Genomic DNA, 23,930 nt, shown 5'->3' with positions numbered 1-23,930 from the left:
GTCCGTAGTTATCCCGACTGAGCTTACCTTGGCAATAAACGGTTCGTCCGAACTCACCACCCCAGACGACTAAAGTTTCGTCCAGCATACCGCGCTGTTTCAGGTCTTGGACGAGTGCGGTTGAGGGTTGGTCGATGTCGCGCGCCTGATTCCGAATGTTCTTGGGGAGGTCGCCGTGCTGATCCCACCCGCGGTGGAAGACTTGGACAAGACGGACATCGCGCTCCATCATGCGCCGTGCGAGGATACAGCAGTTGGCAAATGTACCGGGGGTCTTGACCTCGGGTCCATACATTTCTAAGACGTGCTCTGGTTCTTTTGACAGGTCCGCAAGTTCGGGTACACTCGTCTGCATACGGAATGCCATCTCATATTGAGAGATACGGGCATGCGTTTCTGGGTCGCCTAACTCCTCGTAGAGTTCCTTGTTAAGCTCTACAAGAGTATCTAACATCTGCTTCCGTGTTTTTTCGTTGACCCCTTCCGGGTTTGAAAGGAATAACACTGGGTCGCCTTGGCTACGGAGTAGCACACCTTGATGTTCCGATGGGAGGAAACCGGAACCCCAGAGGCGATTGTAGAGTGCCTGTGCCCCTTTTGGGCCGCTCCATGTCGCGTTCATCACAATGAAAGCGGGCAGGTTTCTGTTTTCGCTACCGAGGCCATAACTCAGCCACGCACCGAGACTCGGTTTGCCCGGACTTTCATCGCCGGTGCAGAAGAAGGTGATCGCTGGATCGTGATTGATCGCTTCGGTGTGTACCGACTTGATAATTGCGAGGTCTTTCACCATGGATGCCGTATGTGGCAGCAATTCGCTAATCCACGCGCCGTCCCCACCGTTGTCGTACTTCTTGAATTCAAATATAGAGGGCGCGATGGGGAATTTATCCTGTCCGGAGGTCATCGTTGTGAGGCGTTGCCCCATGCGGACGGATTCTGGGAGGTCTGTATCAAACCATTCTCCCATATTCGGTTTATAGTCGTACAGGTCGAGTTGTGAGGGCGCGCCCGACATAAAGAGATAGACAGCCTGCTTCGCCTTCGGGGCGAAGTGCGGGAGTTCTGGTAGACCGCCAAATCTCGGCTTTGCTTGCCCATCCTGCTTGTCGGGGGATAAAGAGAGGTCAAGCGCGTTCACAACGGCGTTTGGCAGTAGTGTGGCGAGTGCTGCACCACCGAGACCTGACGCGCATTTACCGAAAAATTGGCGACGCGTCTCAAGTTTCAGATATTCCTTAATTGGATCCATTACTTATCTCCTTTCGCGACGCTGTTCCATAGTTTAGGTGTCGCGATGCTTTAATTATCTGCAGGTGGTAATTCAATATCCAGTTCCAAATTCGGAAACTGTTTCAGAAGTCTTTGAAGGGGTTCCTTATCTTGAATCGGATTTTCCTTGACGGCTAAATGCTTTAAGCTCGTAACGTTCTCTATGGGACTGATGTTACTGACTTGATTCTGATCCAACGCTAAGTGTGTCAACTGCGTTGATCCAGTGAGCGGCGTGATGTTGTTGATCTGATTTCCGCTAAGCCATAAGTGTGTTACCTGTTTCAAATTCGCGAGCGATGATATGTCGCGAAGTTGATTTCGTCGAATGTTCAATAACTGCATCTGCGTCAAGTTCGCAAGAGGTTCTATATCACTGATTTGATTGTCCCAAAGCCCTAATTCTGTAGTTTGTGTCAATTCAGTCAGCGGTTTTATATCTGTAATATGATTTTCGCCAAGTCCTAATTTCGTGATTCGCGTCAACTTAGCAAGAGGTTCAATGTTGTTAATTCGATTGCTCCAGAACTCTACATTCGTCAGTTGCGTTAAATTAGCGAGTGGTGTGATGTCGCTGATTTGGTTTTTTTCGAGTCCTAATTCTATTAATTGTGTCAATCCAATGAGAGGTGTAATATCGCTAATTTGATTTTCACCCATCCGCAATTCCGTCAACTGTGTTAGTTCAGCAAGGGGTGTGATATCGTCAATCTGATTTTCCGTAATGCCAAGTTGTTTCAACTGCGTCAATCCAGCGAGCGGTTCAATGTCAGGAATCTGATTTTCACCAAGTCCTAATACTGTCACCGAGGTGAGTCCGATGAGCGGCGTAATGTCGCTGATTTGGTTGTTGGCACAGTCTAAAGTGATAAGTTGTGTCAGTCCAGCGAGCGGCGTAATGTCACGAATCTGATTCTCGCTAAGCCATAAATACCGCAACTGTGTTAATTGGGTGAGCGGTGTAATGTCGTTAATCTGATTATCCCAAAGCCATAAGTTTGTGATTTGTGTTAATTCCGATAGAGGTGTGATATCGCTGATTTTATTTTGCCGGATGTTCAACAATTTCATCTGTGTTAATCCAGCAAGGGGCGTAATGTCGCTGAGTGGATTTCCCCAGAGTCCCAACTCTGTGATTTGTGCCAATTCAGCGAGCGGTGTAATATCACTGATCTGATTTTTTCCAAGCCCTAAGTCTTTCAGTTGTTTTAACCCAGTGAGCGGTGTAATATCGCTGATTTTATTATAGCCGAGAGATAAGTGTTTCAGCTGCATAAGTCCGGCAAGTGGAGTGATGTCGGTAATATTATTAGCTGACAGATCTAAATCTCTTAATTGTGTTAATCCAGTAAGCGGTGTGAGGTCCTCAATTTGATTCGCGTAGATATCTAATTCAATTAGACCAGTGGCTTTTTCGAGACCGGTTAAATCGCGTATTTCACTGTTATTACCATCCAGATGATTTAATGCTTGAAACTTCTTTAGCGGGATACGAGCGTTTGAATCCAAGCGGAGTGCCTTGCGGACTACAGTCGCTAAGTTGGGGTCGGGTATCTTCACGTGCGCATTCGCTGAACGATTAAACGAATCAGTAATGGGAAGTACAAGCAGCGTGTACAGATATTTCAGGATCTTCATCAGAATAAACCTATAGTGGGCACAACCCGGAGGTTGCGCCCATTAGATGTAATTATCCTTTATTCAAGACTTCGTCGAGATTAAGGATAAGATTTGCAATCATCGTCCATGCCGCGACTTCGACTGCATCTAAAGTTTCATCAGGTTTCGATTCACCGACAGTGATCAGTTCTTTGGCTGCTTCCGGATTTGCCGCCAATTCCTGATGGTGCGCTTGGAATGTTTCCAGTAGCAGTGCCTCCTCTTTGGGTTTCGGGAGTCGGGCAGTCGCGGCTTCAAAGAGGTAAGCGATACGGTCTTCCGTTGTCTCACCACCCTCTTTAACCGTGCGCTCTGCGAAAGCGCGTGCCGCTTCAAAGAACTGCGGATCGTTCATCAGCATTAACGCCTGCATCGGTGTGTTGGTACGTTCACGACGGATTGTGCAGGCTTCACGTGACGGCGCGTCCAAAATGTTCATCTGTGGAGGTGGTGCAGTACGCTTCCAGAATGTATAGAGGCTCCGACGATACACTTTATCGGCACCGGTATCTTTAACAAACGTGTCGGTATTAGATCCCGTAAACCCGACGGCTTTCCAGAGACCATCCGGTTGTGGCGGTTTAACACTCGGACCCCCAATTTTGGCATACAACAAACCGCTGAGCGCGAGGGCATTATCACGTACGGTTTCGGCATCAAGTCGGTACCTTGTACCGCGAGAGAGCAGCGCGTTGTCCGCATCACGTTCCAGTTTTTCAGGTGTGACCTCTGCACTCTGCCGATATGTTGCTGACGTAAGCATCAACTTCAACATCGTTTGCACGTTCCAGTCGGAGGCAATAAATTCGGTTGCCAGCCAATCGAGGAGTTCGGGATGCACCGGCGGTGTGCCTTGTGTGCCGAAGTCCTCCGCTGTTACTACAATTCCAGTACCGAAGATGTCTTGCCAGAACCTATTGATCGCAACACGGGCAGTAAGTGGATGTTCGGGTGATAGCAACCACTTTGCAAACCCGAGACGATCCGGTGTTGTATCTTCAAGCATCGCAGGGAGCACTGCTGGCGTTTGCGGGTAAACTTGTTCGCCTGGATGTTGGTATTCACCACGTGCCAAAACGTAAGCACCTCTCGGTTCAGTCCGCTCCTGCATCACAAGCGTCGTCGTTAGCGAACCATCCAGCGTGTTCCGCTTCTGTCGGGTCTCTGCTAAGTCAGCGACAACCGCTTTCAAATCCGCGAATGCGCGGAGTGCATTTTCGTTGACGCTCTTATCAAGGGTGATGTTTGCTCGATAGTAATCCCGAATTTGATCCTTCTGTGCGGTCTCACGTTCACCGCGAGGCGTGCCAGCAATATCTACAATGTTCGCGGGTAGCATCGGCGGCGCACTTTCCATACGGAAGTAGAAACCAGAGGGACCTGAGTAGTTGACAATTTTCAGGAGCAGCGTGTTGTTACCGGGTTTGAGTTCCACTTGCATCTGCTCTTGGTCAGCAGCGGCATCTCGCTGGACGTTTTTGGCAAGAAGTTCGGTGCCGTTCATCCAGACCTTCAACGCATCGTTGCTCCCAATATACAGGAGTGCTTTCTGTTGGGTAACGGAGGAGATATTTCGGAAGAGATAGGTGGCACTGTTTTCGCCGACGATGTCGTTATGTACCTGTTCGTCAACCCAGTGGGTCTGCTGTTCCCATTTGATGGTTTTGTCGTTGACCTTAAACGTGTCGCCTGTGTTGACTGTCTTTGTTTCGGGTTCATAAACCTGATAGAAGGCGAGGTTACCGTGTTCGGCTGTAAATGGACCCGCAGCGTGCCAGTTTCCTAATCCTATCTTGGAACCGATGGGGTAAACTGTTGTTGCGTCTGTGAGGGCAAGTCGGAAACGTCCGAGCTGCTTCTGACGCAGGTCGAACTCATGTTTAAGCCGGATTTTCAACCTGCCGCCTTCCGTGCCAAACGGTGCAGCAACAAGAAAGATGGCTTGCCTGTTTTCGTTTTTTCTGTCGAGTGCCCATCCGGTTTCCGATTTATCGTCAATTGCGTTTGCAATAACACCATCAAGATTGTCTTCACCCATGACCTGTTCGTGGTCTGCCCACGCTTGCACGATTTGAATAGGTGTCCACGGATCGGGTGCATCGGTATTTTCGGTTTCATTTTCCGCAGTCGTATCATCTGTAGGCGTGCTTTCTGCTTGTGCATCGGTGTCGGCATCAGCAGGTGCGTTTTCCGCTTGTGCATCGGCATCAGCATCGGGTGTGCTCTCTACTTGTGCATCGGTATCGGTATCAGCATCAGGTGTGCTTCCGGCTTCTGCGTCAGTATTTTCAGCTTCCGTCTGCGTTTCAGGATCAGCGTTGGTGTCGCTACTTTCCGCTACCGGAGAATCATCACTCTCTGCTGCAGGTGGTGCAATGAAAAGCGCGAAGTCGGTCAAGACAACGTTGCCGTTACTGCTTCTACCGATCCCACCTTTCGGCAAGGATTCGTGCTTGATACCTTCTAATCGCACGGCACTCCATTTGCCGGGTGGCAGATCTACAATGACCTCGTAGGTTTCCTGTTCGGGATTGGTGCCGCTGGCTAATATGGAGTTATCCTCTAAAACTTCGAGTGTCGCCCCACCTTTTGAGTAAAGCGATGTCGGTTTAAGCGTTGTCCAGCGCGGCATCCTATTTTCCCAGGCGATTTGGGTCGCATCGAGTTCGGGGATAGGTGCTTTGGTTTGGGCATCTAATTCGGCGATCTGTGCATCAAATGCAGCGAGTTCCGCTTCCTGCTCTGGTGTCGGCAACTTCACAACTGGGGGAGAATCCTTACGGTTGCCGTCCATTGCGTTTTCAGTGATATTGTTGAAATAAGCGTAGAGTTGATAGAATTCCTTCTGTGTAATCGGATCGTATTTGTGGTCGTGGCACTGCGCGCACCCTACGGTTAATCCCATCCAGACGGTCGAAGTGGTATTGGCTCTGTCGATGGCGTATCGGACGTAGTATTCTGCATCAATTGAACCGCCCTCACTTGTCGTGACGTGGCATCGGTTAAAACCGGTGGCGACGCGTTGATCAACCGTCGGTTCCGGTAAGAGGTCACCTGCTAACTGCTCAGTCGTAAACTGATCAAACGGCATGTTTTTGTTGAACGCATTGATCACCCAATCGCGGTAGGGCCACATTTCGCGGTAGTTATCCAAGTGGAGTCCGTGGGTATCGCCGTACCGTGCGACATCTAACCAGAAGCGACCGAGATGCTCGCCGTATTCCGGTTTCGCCATAAAGGTATCAATCAGTTTTTCGTAAGCGTCTGATGAATCGTCTGTGAGGAATTGATGAATCTCTTCACGCGTCGGTGGTAGACCGGTAAGATCGAAACTTAAACGTCGAATGAGGGTCCGTTTATCCGCTTCACTGGCAGGGGCGAGTCCCTCTTTTTCAAGCCGTGAGAGGATGAACGCGTCAATCGGGTTTCGTACCCAGTCTTTGTTCTTGACAGCAGGTGGTGTTGGACGGGCAGGTGTGGTGAACGCCCAATGTTCTTCCCAATTTGCACCTTCACGAATCCACTGCGTAACGGCTTCAATCTGCTCCGGGGTCAACGTCTTGTTGAAGTCGGCTGGCGGCATGCGATAGGTGTCGTCATCGGATACGATACGGAGATGCAGTTCGCTCTCTTCGGGGTTGCCGGGGACGATGACGGGGTATCCGCTCGGTTCAGAGAACGCGCCCGCTTTCGTGTCAAGCCGGAGGTTAGCCTGTCGGGTCTTGGCATCCGGTCCGTGACAGGCGAAGCAGTTATCCGCAAGAATCGGGCGGATGTCAAGATTATAATTCACGGTGGCTTGTGGTGTTTCGTGATGTTCCGCAGGTACCGAGGGACCCCCGAACACGGCGAGGCAGAAACACGCCAACATGGCTATTAGTGGAATTGAACTTTTAGCGATTTTCACAGAAATTCTCTCCCTTTTCAGCGTTATCGTCTGCAGCTTGCTTAAAAACGCAAGCTGCAACGTGCTATAGCAGAATTGGCAATTGTGACGTTTCGTTAGGCGAAAAGTTTAGCAGCATCGCTATATTTTACGTTACAGTTGGGTACTTGTCAAATATTTTTACTTGATTGGACATTCAGTTTTTGTTGATACGCCATACGCGGTGTGATATAATTCTAACAGTTACCAATCATCAAGGAGCAACAAGATGGCTTTTAGTGATTTTAAGAAGATCCCTGACGTTCAGAAAAGATTTGGCATCCGACACATCGAAAATGACTTCATAAAGATTGAGGAAGACGTGTTACCTTCGGAACAATTTCTGCAAGAGTTGGAATTTAGCAGACAGTATATTCCTATTTTTGCTTCTGAGGGCGCGCGTTGTGAAGCCGTTATCTACCCTGTTTTGCGGGAAGTGTATAAAGCGTACGCTACCAACTACGCCCTCTGGATAAAGGAACCTCTTACCTACGATGAGACACTGAGCGGCACGCCCGATTACTTTGTCTCAACAAGATCCGAATTGGGCATGCTCATTGTAGGCACCCTGTTGATAATACTCGTTGAGGCAAAGAAGAACGACTTTGAGCAAGGTTGGGGTCAATGCCTAGCAGAATTGGTAGCGGCACAAAAAATAAACGCGAACGCGGATATGCCCGTGTATGGTATAGTCAGCGACGGCACATTGTGGCAGATTGGGCATCTTATCAACGAAACCTTCACCCAAAATCGAACGAGTTTTAGCGTGGATAATTTGCCTGTTCTATTTGGTGCTATTGATGCTGTCTTCAAAGCGTCAAGCGAGGTTTCTCAAAACAACTCTACTACGTAAGCACTTTTGTCTATTCTGTTGCAATCTTCTCAAAAATGATCACATGCTGCCACGGTAGACCGTCAAGTGTCTCTACCCAAACAAGCGGATGGGGTGTTGCCTCTTTAATCACCTGCAATTCGCTCATTTTGTGTAAACGTTTGATTGGCACATTGTCATCTTCCAAGCGGTATTCCACAAAGGCAACCCGACCGCCTGTTTTCAGACCACGGCAGATATTCTGCATCATCTCATACGGATGCGAAAATTCGTGGTAGACATCTACCATAATCACCAAATCGACTGCGTTCGGTGGCAATTTCGGATCGGTAATCGTGCCTAATATTCCTTTGATATTGGTAATCCCTTCTTCCGCCATTTTCTCGGCAAGGATGTCAAGCATCTCCTGCTGAATTTCAACACCGTAGACGATCCCTGTTTTGCCGATTTTTGGTGAGATCCGCCGAGCGATGTACCCCGTACCGACCCCAATATCCGCGACAACATCCCCTTCTTTGAGTTTCAACATTTCAATGAGACGATTCGGCATCTCTTCGCGTTCACGCTCTGGACGTTCTAACCATCCTGCCGCGAGATGTCCCATCACGTGCGAGATTTCACGTCCCATGTAAATTTTGCCGATTCCGTCTCGGCTCGGTGTCCGTTGTTTGTAGCGTGTACTCGCTGGACGCGTCTGATCGTCACTCGGTACAGTTGCTGTGTAGCTCAATAGCAACATTGCACCTACAATACCACCGAGGATAACAAACCCACGGCATGTGCCCCCTGCTTTTTGATGGTTTCTCAACATCGGTTACCACCTTCCAAGATAGAGGCCTCGGTTTTCCATCGGCATCGGTACCCGCTTGCCTTGCTGCCGTTGTGAATCAACGATTGCGAAGACCATCTCAGTGCTTCGGTGCGCGAGATGAATATTACCGCATGTTTCGGTATCGGTCTCAATCGCATCAACGATGTCTTCAATACAACCGACGGTACCGCTTTTCCGTTCATAAGGGGGGAATTGCGCTTCCAAAATCTCGTTAAACTGCCCTTGCCGTTTGCGGAGATGAAAACCGAGTCCGTTATTGAGGGCACGAATTGTGCCTTCGCTACAATTCACCTCAAATTCATAAGCCGTGCCGGGGATACTGATACCGTTAATGCCGTTCTGAAAACGGATAAATCCCATTACAATACCCGGATCAGATTCCGTGCGATTGTCCTCAAAATCGGCATCGTCAACGGCAACGTTGCCTTGCACGTATTCTATTGGGGAGTCGCTTGCTAAGAAGAGAAGCATATCCGCTGCATGCGTGTATCCCCAGAGCGCGGCACCGCCGCTATAGGCGATAACAGAGCGTCTCTCGCCGAGTTCGCCGCTTTCGAGGATTTCACGCATTTTGATGTATCCCGGCGTGTAACGCCGCTGCGTGCCGAGGTTGAATTTAATATTGTGTTTTTCGCACACTTCGACCATCGCATCTGCCTCTTCCATAGAAGCGCAAAGCGGTTTATCGCAATAGATACCCTTCACGCCGTTTTCCGCAGCGAATGCTGTAATGTCGGCATGATTGCCAGGGCGTGTGGCGATGCTGACGATATCGGGTTTCTCTTCGACAATCATCTCACGATAGTCTAAATAATACTTCGGAATATCCCATTTGTTGCAGACGTATTGTGCCTTATCTTCGACCACATCTGCAGCGGCGATAAGGTCTGTCCGCTCAAAAGCAGTGTAGCCCGCGGCGTGCGAATAGGGTAACGCGCCGTGCGGTGTCGCACGGACTTCTTCATCAATTGTACCACCCATTCTGCCACAGCCGACAATACAGACACGGTATTGTGTTCCCATTGGATTCCTCCATTGCGTTTCGCTGTTGAGATCAGGAGATTGCTCCTGCGGTAAAGATTTCCCCTAAATTGTCAACTTCACAACGTCTTGTTTGGTGATCTCTTTTGTATGTCCATAGGATGCAGTTTGCACGAGTTCCTGAACTTCGGGTGTTAAACGGTTGACGATTTCCTCGGGTAAGCTTTGCTTACCATCGTATTGCGGACGATAGCGGAGAATAAGGAAACGTCTGTCGCGATCCTTCGGTTTCCACCGCAAGACACCGTGCGTCAAGAGTTCAGAGATGACGAGAAAATCCCCTGCCTTAGGCGTGAGATTGGTGAAGACATCATCTGGTTCGGGATCGATACCGTCGGGACCCGGTGTTAGAAGGTCTTCAGGTCTCTCGAATTTGCTTTTATGCGAGCCGGGGATAACAATAAGCCCACCGTCACCGGGCTGCACATCGGTCAAGTAGAAGAACGCCACGAAATCGTTACAATAGATCTGGCTATTCTGTATCTCATAGCGAGTTAACCACTGCCGCCCTTCACGTGCACAGTGCAAGCCTGCTGGGTTTGTTCCCATCGGTTGCCTGTCCGGGTTGTGCTGTTCAAGCGTGAGCGTGCCAGTGACAAACCGCGGCTTATCGAAGGTAAACTCTTTGACAAGGGGCCAGATAGCCGGATGCACCGTCATCGCCTCAAGAGAACGGTCAAAAGCGAATCCGTGTTCATATCTACCCCCTTTACCGGGTTCTAAGTCGCGAGGACGTGTCGTGAACCCTTCTGGACGTTCATCAAGCGGCATGTGGATATACCGATCTACTGCCGCTTGTGCTTCCTTGAGTGTATCTCCTGTGACTGCACCTTCGATGTGCAAATAGCCTGTAACGTCAAACAGGTAACGTTGTTCTGGGGTCATTTTCCGTTCCTTTTAGGTTAGTTGGACATGTTCACTTTTGACGATGTCCTTGATATGCGTATAGGATGCCGATTGTGCGAGTTCAATGGTTTCAGGGGAGAGTCGTTCCATCACCTCCGGCGGAAACGGATCTCGAGGGCCCTTGGTGTCTTGAAAAAACTGTGTTTTGTAACGCAAGATGATAAACCGCCGATATCGGTCTTTCGGTTTCCAGATGAGGACCCCGTGTGTCAGCAGTTCGGACAGGACAATCGCATCGCCAGCACGCGCTGTCACATTAACTAACGCGGGATGGAGTTCGTCGGGTGGGTCTTCTGGATCCGGGAAGAAGAGTCCGTCCGGACGTTCAAAGTTTGCTTTGTGGGAACCCGGTAGCACAACTAAGCCGCCATCGCCCGGATAGACATCGGCGAAATAGAAAAAGACGACGAAATCGTTGCAGTGAACCTGTCCGTTCTTGACAGCATAGCGGCGCGTCTGCCAACCGCAATCTTCACGCGCACAGTGCAACTTACCGATAACCTGATCGTGCTCGGGTCGCTTGGCAACGAGGCTGCCTCGATTAAAACGGGGTTTGTTATCCGTAAGTTCTTTTACAATTGGCCATGTTTTCGGATGAAGTGTGAGTGCCTCAAGTGATTTGTCAAACGAAAAACCGTTGGAATAGCCACCACCGCCATAACTAATACCGGGCGGGAGTTCGTCCTCCGGTGTTTGGACGCATCGTTCAACCGCATCTTGGGCATTTTTCAACTCTTCATCGCTGAGGACGTTTTTGAGGTGGATGTACCCTGTTAAATCAAAAAGGTATCGTTGTTTGGGAGTCATATACGTCTCCTTTATTGAAAAAGCCCCCGATCATTCGTAAGGTAAATTGTACACACGATGCCAGTTTCCGTCAAATGTTTTTTCTCAGCCAACCCCGCCCTAAATATAACCTGTCGAACCATCCGGACGGATGGGACACGTGCGCTGCCAATGGATGTATTCGTTGTCGGTGATAGCTGCTTCGTTCACCTCTACACCCAAACCCGGACGATCCCGTAATTCCAGATAGCCGTCTTTCGGTAGGTAAGGCTCGTCTACCCAAGCGTTCCATTCCGTCTCGGTCGGTAGGAGATATTCAAGTATTTTGAAATTCGGGGTTGCAGCGGCAAAATGGACATTGACAGCCGTTGCAAGCGGTCCCATCGGATTATGGGGTGCGACACTGACGTAGTGCGCTTCGGCAATCGCAGCGATTTTGCGCATCTCTAACAATCCACCACAGACACAGATGTCCGGTTGGATAATATCGGCACCCTGTCCTGCGATGATGTCCAGAAACTCGAAACGTGTGTAGAGGGATTCCCCTGTCGCGAGTGGTACTTGCATCTGGGAGCGTAGGCGCGTCCATGCAGGGATGTGTTCGGGACGGAGCGGTTCTTCGTAGAAATACGGATCGTAGGGCGCGAGCGCATTGGCGAGCTGGAGTGCACGAATCGGCTCAAATATTTTAGCGTGTGGATCGAAGGCTATCTCCCAGTCCGACGGCGTATTCTCACGGATCTGCTCAAAATAGGTAGCCGCTGCATCGCAGACGCGTCCCCATCGATTCGCATCCGGATCGAGTTGATAGGGACCGGTCTTGAAAGCGGTAAACCCCCAATCTTCATGGAGTTTATTTGCCTGATCGGCGGCTTCGATACCGTCTCTGCCGCCGATGCCACGGTAGACTCGGACGCGATCTCGTGCATGTCCGCCGAGGAGCATATAGACCGGTAAACCTGCCGCCTTTCCACTGATGTCCCAGAGGGCGTGATCTACGGCAGAGATGACAGCGAGTCCGGCACCACCTGCTGGAAAACGGAACTGCTGATGCAGTTTCATCATGATGTACTCAATCCGCCTCGGGTCGTCGCCTTGAATCATCTCAAAGATATAATCAGCAATCGGTTCAACAGAGAGGTCAGGTCCCGTGGAGTAAGCCTCACCCCATCCGTAGAGTCCTTCGTCTGTTTCGACTTTGATGAGGCCGCGGGGTCGGTTGCCGAAGCGTGCCATAAAGGTCTTAATAGCAGTGATTTTCATGTTTTTAACTATGTGCCTCCGCTTTAATGGCTATCAGCCGTCAGCCGTCGGCTTTCAGAAGAAGGCTCTCTGCTCATCGTAATTTTCTTTCTAATTGCTGATGGCTGAAAACTGACTGCCGTTATTTACCATGAATCCGTGCGAAACGGTGATGCGGGTAGCCCTTCCTTATTCACGAAATTGGGTTCGGCACTCTGATGCCAACCAAATCGGACAGCGACCGGATTCTTGATAGTTTCGCTGGAGATAATGACGGTATCGCCATCAATTGTTGCTTGCGCTTCAACGAATTGCTTATCTTCACCGGCGATTTGGAACCATGTGAGCGGTTTTTCATCTCGCGAGGTTAGACCGCTACCGACGTGATCAAAGGTGAGTCGAATTGCGTTTCCTTCGACTGCCATTGATTTGTAGAGCGGCCCGGAGTGTGTCACATCATCTCTGCTGTAGTCCTTCGCAAGTGCCCACAGTGCGAGTCGTCTACCGACTCCCTGTTTATTGCGTGGATGAACATCTCTCGGGTTCCCGATGTCAGTTGTCACCGCCATACCAGTATTTGGGAGTGCCAACGTCGCCGTTTGTGCTTCCCAGATTTGCGGCAGGAAAAACTGACCTTCCTCTTGATTACTGTAATTGAACGGGGCGAGTTGCACGAAATAGAATGGGAAATCGCCTTGTCCCCAGACTTCTCGCCAGCCGTTGATGAGTGCCTTCATCTTCTCGTGGTAGATCATACCGTCCTGATGGTTGGATTCGCCTTGATACCAGAGTGCGCCGCGTATGCCGTAAGGAACGATTGGATGCACCATACCGTTGTAGAGTGCCGTCGGTCTCCCAGCATCCATTAGCGGATGCGTATTATCAGGCATCGGTTTAAGCTGCGCATCGGTTTCCAATGCTTTCCGTGTTTCGGCGATCCACGCTTCTATCGCGTTTATTTTCTCTGGGAGCTGGGCGCGATAGTTTGCCTGTATGTTTTCGATTTCCTTGTTTATAGACGCAAGTGCAGGGACACCAGCGAAACCTACAGAAGGTGTCCACTGTTCAATGAGGGTACCGCCCCAGGAGGTGTTGATTAGTCCGATTGGGACATCAAGGTTTTTATAAAGTTTCCGCCCGAAATAGTAGGCGACAGCGGAGAAATTCGGGATTGTCTCAGGTGTGGTTTCGTACCAATCTGCCTCAACATCGTGCTGAGGTAAACCTGACGGGACTCGCGGGATATGGAACAGTCGGATTTTCGGATACATCGCTGCGGCGATTTCTTCCTCGCTATCATTTGAGATACTTACGGGCCATTCCATATTTGACTGCCCGGAACAGACCCAGACTTCGCCGAAAAGCACGTTCGTCAGTTCGAGGGTGTTACTGCCTTTGACTCGGAGTGTATAGGGACCGCCAGCTGCCATCGCTGGGAGTTTAACTTGCCAATTGCCATCAGCGTCGGCAATTGCGGTTGTTGCAACTGGCTTGACATCTTCGGCTTCAGCACTAAGTGTTAGGGTAATCTCTTCGCCTGGGGATGCCCACCCCCAGATCGGGGTCTGCATGTCGCGCTGCAGTACCATGTTGCTGCCGAAGACACGCGGCAGTATAACGCCGGAATACGCGAAACTTCCGATGAGAAGTGATAGAAAGCCAATGAGAAATAGCGACGTTAGTTCCATATCTTTGTTCCTTCAATTAGATAGTTGCGGAATGCATTAGTTTTACTATAATGGCTATTTTACCATGAATCCGTACGGAACGGTGATGCAGGCAAGCCTTCCTTGTTCACGAAATTGGGTTCGGCGCTCTCATGCCACCCGAATCGGACAATGATCGGGTTCGCAACGGTATCGCTGGAGACGACGATTGTGTCGCCATCAATTGTTGCCTGTGCTTCAACGAATTGCTTATCTTCACCGGCGATTTCAAACCATGTAAGTGGTTTTTCATCTCGCGAGGTTAGACCGCTACCGATGTGATCAAAGGTGAGTCGAATTGCGTTTCCTTCGACTGCCATTGATTTGTAGAGCGGCCCGGAGTGTGTCACATCATCTCTGCCGTAGTCCTTTGCAAGTGCCCACAGCGCGAGTCGTCTACCGACGTCTTGTTTGTTTCGGGGATGGATGTCCGTGAGATTACTGATGTCGGTCGTTACAGCCATGCCGGTATTTGGGAGTGTCAATGTCGCTGTTTGTGCTTCCCAGATCCGCGGTAGGAAAAGGTGACCTGCATCCAGACCCCTATAATTGAACCGCTTACTGTAATTGAAGGGTGCGAGTTGGACGAAATAGAACGGGAAATCACCTTGGCCCCAGACCTCACGCCATCCATTAATCAGTGCCTTCATCTTCTTGTGGTAGCGTTTACCGTCTCGGAGGTTAGATTCACCTTGATACCAGATCGCGCCACGTATGGCATAGGGCACCAGCGGATGCACCATACTGTTGTAAATCCCTGTAGGTCTTGTGTGATGCCTTAAAGGATGCCTATTTTCAGGCATCTGCGTCAGTTGTGCCCCGGTTTCCAATGCTTTACGGGTTTCCGCTACCCACGCCTCAACTTCCTTCATTTTCTCTGGGAGTTGGGCGCGATAGTTGGCATCTGCTTCTTGAATCTCTTTGGATATGGACGCAAGTGCGGGAACACTGGCAAAACCGGCAGGCGGGGTCCACGGTTCAATACGGGTGCCACCCCACGAGGTGTTGATTAGCCCGATCGGTACATTAAGATTTTTATAGAGTTTCCGTCCGAAATAGTAGGCGACAGCGGAGAAATTTTCGATTGTCTCAGGCGTGGTTTCGGCCCAATCTGCTGCTACATCTTTCTGAAGCAGTCCTGCTGCTACCCTCGGTACATAGAACAGCCGTATAGTTGGATAATTCGCTGCGGCGATCTCTGCTTCACTGTCTTTTGAGGCACGGACCGCCCATTGCATGTTCGACTGCCCTGAGCAGATCCAGACTTCACCGAAAAGCACGTTTGTCAGTTCGAGGGTGTTACTGCCCTTGACTCGGAGTGTGTAGGGACCGCCAGCTGCCATCGCGGGGAGTTTGGTCTGCCAATTGCCTTCCGCGTCGGCAACTGCGGTGGTTGTTGAGATCGGTTTGACACCTTCGGCTTCAGTACTGAGCGTTATGGAGACCTCTTCACCTGCGGATGCCCACCCCCAAATAGGAACTTGCATATCACGTTGCAGTACCATATTGCTGCCGATGACACGTGGCAATGTAACCTCGGCATACACGAGTGGTTGTGTAAAAAATGATAGGAAACCAATAAGAAATAGCGTGATTCGTTTCATGTTTTGCTCCTTTGTATGGCTATCAACAGTCGGCGGGAGAGTTCTATTTCAACGCCCGCTCTTTCTGATTGTTGAAAGCCAATTACTGACTGCTATTCAGCCGTTCAGCGAGGTAACTGTTGCGCTCCATTACCTGGTTGTTGCGGATACAGATGCCGAGTGCTTTTTTGGTGCCGACGATCACGACGCGCTCCTTCGCACGGGTGATGCCGGTATAAAGAAGATTCCGCTGTAACATGAGATAGTGTTGCGTGTGTAAAGGGATAACAACGGCAGGATACTCGCTCCCTTGTGCTTTGTGGATCGTCGTGGCGTACGCCAAGACGAGTTCCCCGAGATCCGCAGTATCGTAAACCACCTGTTTATCAGGGTACTGGATGTGGACTTTTTTGTCAAGGCGTTCGATTGCCACAACTCTTCCGATATCGCCGTTAAACACGTCGTAATCGTAGTTGTTGCGGATCTGCATCACTTTATCGCCGATGCGGAAACCTCCGACGGTGACGGACGTGTCTCCGAAGCGCGATGTTTGTGTGTATGCGCGACTTCCGAAGCGCGCTTTCTCCAACGGGTGGCTTGCTGGGGCAGTATATTCTTGGTTCAATACCTCTTGAAGGCGTTTGTTGAGGTTTTCAGTGCCGAGTATTCCGCGTCGCATTGGACATAGGAGTTGGATGTCGTCTATCGGATGGTAATCATAGTGCTGCGGTAAGCGATCGGCAATGAGAGAGCAGATTAATTCAGTAATTGTTTCGGGATCTTCTTCCTCCATAAAGAAAAAGTTCCGATCTGCATCACCAGTGAGTTCGGGGAAATCGCCTTTGTTAATATAATGTGCGTTTGTGACGATCATACTCTCTTGCGCTTGACGGAATATTTCAGTCAACGCAATGACCGGTATCTTTTGCGAATCGATGAGTGCCTTGAGGACATTACCCGCGCCGACAGAGGGTAACTGATCAACGTCGCCGATAAGGATGACAGTCGTACTTGGGCGGATCGCCTGCATCAATCGATTCATAAGGACGAGGTCCACCATGGATGTTTCGTCAACAATGACGACATCAGTCTCTAAGGGGTTCTGGCGATTGCGTTTAAAACTGTTAATTTGCGGGGAGAATTCGAGGAGTCGATGGATGGTTTTGGCTTCGCCACCGGTTGTTTCGCTGAGGCGTTTCGCGGCGCGTCCGGTAGGTGCTGTTAAGGTGATGTGTTTGCCTTGTGCTGCAAACAGACGAATCATGCCGACTGTCGTTGTCGTTTTACCGGTGCCGGGTCCACCCGTGAGAATCATTGCGCGTGCTGTCATCGCCGTATGGATCGCCTCGCGTTGCTGCGGTGCGAATTGGATACGCATTTCGTTCTCTAATTGGGTAAGGAATCCGGCGATCTTAGATGACGAGGTATCGGTTTCAGTGTGACTGATATTATGCCCCTCACCGTAAGCGAGGAGTCTCGAAAACTGGTTGGCGACCCCCAGTTCGGCGTAGTAAAAAGGGGCGAGGTAGATGGCGGAAGGGTTGTCAGTTGGAAGAGGTTTCTGATCTGCATCAGACGCCTCTTCTTGGTTATTGGTTCCTGATTGCTGATTGCTAATATCGTAGTTGTCTTGCGTTTCGCCTATGTCGACCTGTTCGTCGGAGCCTGTCAAGTCTGTGAAACTGGGATTTATAATTTCTTCTTTTTCAACGAGTGCATGGATACCTTTTTCAATCGATTCAGGTTCCTGCTCGAGCATCGTCTGGCACGCCTCAATGAGTTCGGGACGGTGTTGAAAGACGTGTCCATCATCTGCTTTTTGGCTGAGGACATATTTGATTCCGGCTTCTACGCGTTGCGGTGCGTCCTTATCCATACCGAGTTTCTGTGCGATCGTGTCAGCGGTTACAAATCCGATGCCGTAAATATCATCTGCGAGTTGATAGGGATTTTCTGTGACAATCGGGATTGCGTCATTTCCGTAGGTTTTGTAAATCTTTGCAGCGTGCGCCGTGCTCACATCGTGTGATTGCAGAAAGAGCATGACGTTTTTAATTTCGCGTTGTGCCTCCCACGCTTCTTTAATGATTTCCACGCGTTTCCGCCCGATACCCGGTACGCGTGCGAGTTTGTCGGGTTCGTGCTCGATGATGTCCATCGTATCCATACCGAACTTACGGACAATGAGTGCCGCCATCTTCGGGCCGATGCCCTTAATGAGTCCTGAGCCGAGGTATTTTCTTAGTCCGACGACATTTGCAGGTAGGATGGTTTCATACTTCTCAATTTGGAACTGTCTGCCGTATTTAGCATTGTCTACCCATTCGCCTTGGAGGAGGAGGCTCTCGCCGGGGTTAACAGATGCCAAATTGCCGACGACGGTGAGGAGTTCGGCATGGTCACGCGCGGCGAGCCGCCCGACAGTATAACCGGTGTCAGGGTTCTCATAAACGATACGTTCGAGTATGCCCTGTAGTGTGTCCATGCTTTTGTCCAGATGCGTACGCACGCAGGTCGCTCACCACCTCTTTTACCCGACAATTTTCAGGTGAGACCTATCCAATTTCCGTCATCAGTTTCCGAAAAGCGTTGAGTTGTGGTGGAATGATATGCGTTGTATCGGTTTTGTTTTCAAGTGCCTCAATGGTCTTGAAACCGTTGCCGGTGATGGCGAGCACTGTCGGTTCATCGGGTTGGATGTGCCCATTTTCTATCAATTTTTTCGCAGCGGCAAGCGTAACACCCCCAGCCGTTTCGGTGAAGACCCCCTCTGTAGCGGCAAGGAGTTTGATGGCTTCTACGATTTCAATATCGGTGGCGTGTTCGCCGACACCACCGGAGTTGCGGACTGTATCCACGGCATAGATGCCGTCTGCAGGATTACCAATCGCAAGCGATTTAGCGATCGTGTTCGGCAGAACAGGCTTCACGAAATCGCCACCCTCTTTATAGGTGTTAACGATCGGACCGCAGCCTTCCGCTTGGGCGACGTGTATTTTGGTGTTCGGTTTGTCTATTAGCCCCAAAAGGTGGAATTCTTTGAGTGCTTTACCAATCTTTGTGATAAGGGAACCCCCGGCGGCGGGAGCGACGATATGTGCGGGTGCCTCCCAACCGAGTTGTTCAATCAGTTCAAAGCAGAGTGTTTTTGAGCCTTCGGCATAGAAGGGACGGATGTTTATGTTAACAAATGCCCACGGATAGACACCGCCGATTTCGCTACAGAGCCGGTTCACCTCGTCATAAGTACCCGTAATGCCCACGACTGTGGGGGCATAAACGAGAGATGCGACGATTTTGCCAACTTCAAGGTCGGCAGGGATGAAGATGAAGCAGTTCAGTTTGGCGATGGCAGCGTGCGCTGCGACGGCGTTCGCGAGATTGCCGGTAGAGGCGCAAGAGACCGTGTCAAAGTCAAACTCCTTTGCTTTACTCAGAGCGATGGCGACAACACGGTCCTTGAAAGAGAGCGTCGGGTGACAGACAGAGTCGTCTTTAATATAGAGTTCCTTGACTCCGAGTGCGTCTCCGAGGTTTTTTGCTCGGATAAGCGGTGTGAACCCGGTGCTGTGCCCATCAGTCGGTTCGCCGTCTATTGGGAGGAGATCGGCGTAACGCCATAAGTTTTCGGGTCCGTTTTCTATTGAGCGTCTTGAGATAGATTTTTGTATCGCTTCATAGTTATAGTCTACTTCGAGGGGACCAAAACAGAATTCGCAAACGTGAAGGGGTTCTTTCGGATATTTGTTATCACATTCACGGCATCTGAGTCCCAATACTTTTTCCATTGTTCTATACCTCTTTGATTTTTCAACGATTGGGTTTTCGCGCCGATTTTTCTATTTTGACCCTCAATTCATGCCTGCCTCCATTATGTTCGGTGTCGAGTTGCTGGTCAAAAGATGTGAGTCCTATAGAAAATTAGTAGTACCTACGCATTTCCTCTTAAAGTCCGCCTGATAAGGGGATTTAGGGGTTAAATACAACCCAATAACGATTTTTTTCCATTTGCGTAAGCCTAATTAGATTGTCAGTTTAAGGTTAAATTCGTTCTTGCCAGCTTGCAATGTCAGGCGTATAAAGAGCGAGTGTTTCCCTATCCACCTAACATCATCCGCGTTAGATTCAGTTAATTGTAAGCCCTCGTGATCGCCCCATACGGTTATGCCATAAGGCATTGCTTTGATCGATTCTACCGTGATAGTGATGCGTAATTCTGTACGGTGCCGAATCGGCGAAAAACCTGTTAAAACAGGTTTGCTTGCATCGGATTGCAATACCCGTTCACTGATATAATTTTTAATCTCAACGGGTTCCATGCTACCTTCAACGAAGGCGAATTCACATGCTGCATCACAATAGAGCATCCTTAACGTAGATTTCGGATTGGCAGCTGTGTCCTGTGTTTCTATGTTTTTCGCTACAACAGTTGTCGGTTCGGTCTTCTCACAATTGAACATATAATCGTCAACCATTTGAGAAAGCGGTATCGGTTTTGTGTCTTCAACGCTGACAACGTGCGCGAAGTAGGTATCCAGACGTTCCAGCCCCTCCTCTCCGAGCTGCGCAACGGTAAGCGGATCAATATGTTCAATATAACCGAGCCACGGATTCCATGCTGTATTTTCTACGTAGATATCGTAATGCTGCTGCGCTGTTCCGTTCAAAAGCGCGGCGCGGAGATTATCGGTCCCTTCTGCGAGATGACCAGCGGTCCGGTATGGGATACCGACGATGTTTTTAAATTGGTGCGCAAGATTTTCATCGGGGGGCTCTCGTGTTAAAATTGCATCGCTGAACGTTGCAGCCTCAAGCGGATAAAAGCATCCAAAACCGCCCCGATCAATTTCTGGTTCGGGTGTGTCGGGTTCAGTGTCATCTGTATCCTGTTGGCTCCAGTGATACCCCCAGAGTCCTTGGAACCCAGACTGTTCGAGTGCGCGGAGGAGCACATCGTTCTTGAACACCGCGCCTGCCACACTCGGCTCTGCCCAAGGTAGTACGCGCTGGATTCTTTCCCATTCCTTAGAGATGTATTCTGGCAGTTTCTCACGCATCGTGACGACGTGTGATGCCATGGCTTCTGTACTATTGCCCGGGTTCGCGTCTCGTTGTGTCTCCCAATTTGAATCCCACATCGGCTTGATGTCAAGTGTTAGTAGCGGAACATCCCCAGCCTCAGTATGCCATTCTGTGAGCAATTTAGCGACGACTGGCGCGGACTTCGTGTCTATTGCCCACGTAATCGGGATACTGTGTTTGTGCGCGATTTTCGCTAACAGGCGCATACCCTCAAGTAGTTGTGTCCTATCCACCCCCACTATTGCTGTGCTTACCAATCCGTAGTTCAATTTTTTAACTATGGGCCTCGGGGCCGCTCTCCATTTCATTACGAGCGGGTTTTCGGTTAATTCCGGCGTAATTGGGGATCTGGGCGGTTTTAAGAAGATCCTGTTAACCTTGCCCCTGCTCTGAATTGTCACGATTATAATCTGGACCACTGCCACAACGCCTCTTTTAACTGAAGACTGAAAGGTTTTTCGCAGAAAAACCGAACTGACAACTGACAACTATTCCAAAAAGACTGTAACGCCCATATCTGCGTATTTTTGGCGTGTGCTGGGGTTACCGTTCCTAAAGCAGACAGCGGCTGTTGTTCCTTCCAAGGCTCTGGCAACGTATTCAACACAGGCATCTACGGTCTGAAGCGCGTGATTCGGGTGTCCCTCAATGCTAAATGTTAAATCAGCGGGCCCGAAAGAGAGACAGTCAACACCCGGTTTAGCGAGGTGTCGCGCGTGTGTGACGGCTTCTATGGATTCGATTTGCATCCAGAGGATTCCGTTGTTGTTCCACCATTCGGCATATTCGAGCCGTTCTTTGCCTGCGGAATTCACGCGAGGCGCACCGCCCCAACTCCGGATGCCCTGCTGCGGGTAGTAGAAGGCGGCGACTGCTTCGTCTACTGTTTCGTCTAATTCAACTTGCGGCACCTCAATACCAGAGGGACCCAAGTCGAGGTAGTTTCCAATGAGATAGGCGTTTCGGGTGTGTTTAATCCGAAAATTGACTGGAATCTCCAGTTCATTCGCCATATTGCAAAAGGCAACGAGCCGGTCTTCGTTGTACGGAGAGTGTTGGCTATCGACGGCGACAAAATCGTAGCCGCCTTCTTCGACTCTCGCAACAAGCGCGTCGCGGGATGTCGCCATCGAGACGTTAGCACCGTAGACGTGTTCTCCATTGTGAATCCGCTGTTTTAAATTGGCTGTTGACATTATTGTCCTCGCTTCTCATGTATGTGCAATGCGCGCGTAAGTTCAGTTCTAAAAATATAAATAGCATCGCGAGATGCTATTCTGAAACCGAGGTAGGCGTTGCGATCACGACTGAACCTCTATAATTATACCGTTGTGTAGGACTTAACAAAATCTCAAGAATGTGGTAGAATCTATAAAAACCTATAAAACTCTACACTTTCTGTTGACTTGTGCCATACTTCCTGCTTCAACGTCCACTGCCTCTCAACGAGGTCTAACACGGACTCCACAGGCGTTTTACGTCTCCTCGAACTCGTGGAGACGGTTAAAAGGTCAAGCGGGACATAGGTTATAAGCAGCGTTTAGGTCTCTGTCAGCCTCAAAACCACACTCGGTGCAGTGATAAGTCCGGTCAGAGAGTGTTAAGTCTGTTTTTTTGTGTCCGCAGTTGCTGCAGGTCTTTGAACTGGCAAAGAACGGGTCTGCTTCGTCTATCGGTATACCACGCCTATTTGCTTTATATTTGAGTTTCGTTAGGAAACCACCGAGTGCTGAATCCGACAACGCCTTGGCTATATTCCTGTTCTTGAGCAGTCCGCTGATATTCAGCGTCTCAATCCGGATAGCACTCGCTTTACGAACGATTCTGATTGTCGCTTGGTGGTGAGCGTCTGAACGGATATTAGCAACACGGGCATGAACAGCAGTGACACGTTTTTTCTGTTTAGACCTATTCTGACTGCCTTTCTGCTTGCGTGAAAACTTGCGTTGTTCGCGTGCCAACTTCCGTTCATATCGCTTCAGTGGACGTGGATTGTCATAGGTATCGCCATTAGAACAGGTTGCTAATGTGTTGATACCTACGTCAATACCGATAGGCTCTCTGTCGTCAAACAGAGCAGGTTGGTGTTTGTAGTTGTCAGAATCAATCCGTCTCACAGTAATCGAGGCAAACCACTTATGGTTGTGTTTTGAAATGACAACTTTTGTGATTTCACCAGAATACCGGAGTTCTTCGCGCATGCGAACCCAACCGATTTTAGGGAGATGGGTACGCTTTTTATAGACGTCAACAGTGCCTTCGCCATTGTCTGCTTGGTAGGAGTATTTACCAGATCGGTTCTTATAGACGGGGAATCTGTTTTGTCCTTTCTTCCAACGTGTTACAGCGTCTCCAAGGTTGTGTATCGCATTCTTGGACGCATTCTGCGACAGCTCTTTACACCAATCAAGTTTATCGTATTTGACGGCGTTGAACTCACGTTTTATCTCAATATGACTTCGCCATTCGTCGTTATCCAGTCCGGCTTTGAACGACGATAAGCCAAAATTGAAAGCAACACGGGCATAGCCGGCATGCTTTGACATCAACGTGGATTGCTTATTATTCGGATTCAGTTCTATCTTCTGAGTTCGGAGTGCCACCTTGTAGCTCCATTTGCTGTTTTTCTTCGTTGACGATATTCTCTATTTCTTCTGCCATTTTCTTAGACTTATGAGAACGTCGTCCGTAGAGTTTCGCACAAAAAACTGTCATAATTTCCATCTATAATTATACCACAAAATAAGTATGTTTGTTAAGTTAAAATCAGCATAACTTTAGATTTTATCAGGTTCTTATAGATTTTGGTAGGAAATACCGAACTGCAACTTACCCTAAAAATTGTTTTCTGTCAACGGATATGTAGTTTGTAGCCAGAGCCATTCAATTTTAAGAAATTATTGGATCGGACATCTTTTTTGCGGGATCTGGTGCGAAATGCTGCGATAGGCTGCGAAAATTTCTGCGAATTGTTTTAAAACATAACATACATGAAGTGTTAACACTTGCGGAAAGGACAACACTAAACACCAAAAACCTGTAATTGAGTGGCTCTGGGATTGTA

Annotated in this window: 17 protein-coding genes; 1 reads left to right on the top strand and 16 read right to left on the bottom strand. The window is 49.4% G+C overall.

Annotated features, from left to right (window positions below; genetic code table 11):
* The 3 genes from OXH00_18760 to OXH00_18750 form a co-directional block, all read right to left on the bottom strand.
* On the bottom strand, positions 1-1,252 hold a 1,252-nt coding region (locus OXH00_18760), incomplete at its 3' end, for a DUF1501 domain-containing protein (protein MCY3743063.1).
* Positions 1,253-1,302: 50 nt separating this feature from the next.
* On the bottom strand, positions 1,303-2,910 hold the full coding sequence (locus OXH00_18755; GenBank protein MCY3743062.1) for a leucine-rich repeat domain-containing protein: 1,608 nt from the start codon (positions 2,908-2,910) through the stop codon (positions 1,303-1,305).
* Positions 2,911-2,962: 52 nt separating this feature from the next.
* Positions 2,963-6,838 carry a DUF1553 domain-containing protein gene (locus tag OXH00_18750; GenBank protein MCY3743061.1) on the bottom strand — a complete coding sequence of 1,292 codons (3,876 nt, stop codon included), beginning with the start codon at positions 6,836-6,838 and terminating at the stop codon, positions 2,963-2,965.
* A 247-nt stretch (positions 6,839-7,085) separates the two neighbouring features.
* On the opposite strand from OXH00_18750, the gene OXH00_18745 reads away from it, so the two are divergent.
* Positions 7,086-7,709 (top strand): hypothetical protein, encoded by a 624-nt coding sequence (locus tag OXH00_18745; GenBank protein ID MCY3743060.1) that lies wholly within the window; start codon positions 7,086-7,088, stop codon positions 7,707-7,709.
* A 10-nt stretch (positions 7,710-7,719) separates the two neighbouring features.
* Here OXH00_18745 and OXH00_18740 read toward each other — a convergent pair whose 3' ends face one another.
* The 13 genes from OXH00_18740 to OXH00_18680 all read right to left on the bottom strand — a co-directional run bounded on the left by OXH00_18740 (position 7,720) and on the right by OXH00_18680 (position 23,581).
* On the bottom strand, positions 7,720-8,499 hold the full coding sequence (locus tag OXH00_18740; GenBank protein ID MCY3743059.1) for a class I SAM-dependent methyltransferase: 780 nt from the start codon (positions 8,497-8,499) through the stop codon (positions 7,720-7,722).
* A gap of 3 nt (positions 8,500-8,502) precedes the next feature.
* Positions 8,503-9,543 (bottom strand): Gfo/Idh/MocA family oxidoreductase, encoded by a 1,041-nt coding sequence (locus tag OXH00_18735; GenBank protein MCY3743058.1) that lies wholly within the window; start codon positions 9,541-9,543, stop codon positions 8,503-8,505.
* A gap of 63 nt (positions 9,544-9,606) precedes the next feature.
* Positions 9,607-10,446 carry a phytanoyl-CoA dioxygenase family protein gene (locus OXH00_18730; GenBank protein ID MCY3743057.1) on the bottom strand — a complete coding sequence of 280 codons (840 nt, stop codon included), beginning with the start codon at positions 10,444-10,446 and terminating at the stop codon, positions 9,607-9,609.
* 12 nt (positions 10,447-10,458) lie between these two features.
* Positions 10,459-11,274, bottom strand: coding sequence for a phytanoyl-CoA dioxygenase family protein (locus OXH00_18725; protein MCY3743056.1), 816 nt, complete (start codon positions 11,272-11,274; stop codon positions 10,459-10,461).
* 99 nt (positions 11,275-11,373) lie between these two features.
* Positions 11,374-12,516: a mandelate racemase/muconate lactonizing enzyme family protein gene (locus tag OXH00_18720; GenBank protein MCY3743055.1), complete on the bottom strand. Its 1,143-nt coding sequence runs from the start codon at positions 12,514-12,516 to the stop codon at positions 11,374-11,376.
* A gap of 125 nt (positions 12,517-12,641) precedes the next feature.
* A complete protein-coding gene (locus OXH00_18715) occupies positions 12,642-14,183 on the bottom strand; it encodes a sialate O-acetylesterase (protein ID MCY3743054.1) in 1,542 nt (513 codons plus the stop codon).
* A gap of 59 nt (positions 14,184-14,242) precedes the next feature.
* Positions 14,243-15,805: a sialate O-acetylesterase gene (locus OXH00_18710; protein ID MCY3743053.1), complete on the bottom strand. Its 1,563-nt coding sequence runs from the start codon at positions 15,803-15,805 to the stop codon at positions 14,243-14,245.
* An 82-nt stretch (positions 15,806-15,887) separates the two neighbouring features.
* Positions 15,888-18,269, bottom strand: coding sequence for an ATP-dependent RecD-like DNA helicase (locus OXH00_18705; GenBank protein ID MCY3743052.1), 2,382 nt, complete (start codon positions 18,267-18,269; stop codon positions 15,888-15,890).
* A 70-nt stretch (positions 18,270-18,339) separates the two neighbouring features.
* A complete protein-coding gene (thrC, locus tag OXH00_18700; protein MCY3743051.1) occupies positions 18,340-19,572 on the bottom strand; it encodes a threonine synthase in 1,233 nt (410 codons plus the stop codon).
* A 234-nt stretch (positions 19,573-19,806) separates the two neighbouring features.
* Positions 19,807-21,099: a hypothetical protein gene (locus tag OXH00_18695; GenBank protein MCY3743050.1), complete on the bottom strand. Its 1,293-nt coding sequence runs from the start codon at positions 21,097-21,099 to the stop codon at positions 19,807-19,809.
* 255 nt (positions 21,100-21,354) lie between these two features.
* Positions 21,355-22,062 carry an aldolase/citrate lyase family protein gene (locus tag OXH00_18690; GenBank protein MCY3743049.1) on the bottom strand — a complete coding sequence of 236 codons (708 nt, stop codon included), beginning with the start codon at positions 22,060-22,062 and terminating at the stop codon, positions 21,355-21,357.
* A 315-nt stretch (positions 22,063-22,377) separates the two neighbouring features.
* Entirely contained in the window at positions 22,378-23,469 is a 1,092-nt protein-coding gene (locus tag OXH00_18685; protein MCY3743048.1) for a transposase, read from the bottom strand.
* Entirely contained in the window at positions 23,429-23,581 is a 153-nt protein-coding gene (locus OXH00_18680; GenBank protein ID MCY3743047.1) for a hypothetical protein, read from the bottom strand. Before OXH00_18680 ends, OXH00_18685 begins: the two co-directional genes overlap by 41 nt.
* Positions 23,582-23,930: the final 349 nt, after the last annotated feature.

The sequence above is a fragment of the Candidatus Poribacteria bacterium genome (assembly GCA_026706025.1).
Lineage (GTDB): Bacteria > Poribacteria > WGA-4E > WGA-4E > WGA-3G > WGA-3G.
Note: the sequence above shows the minus strand (reverse complement) of the source record. Positions and strands in the feature narration are given on the sequence as shown.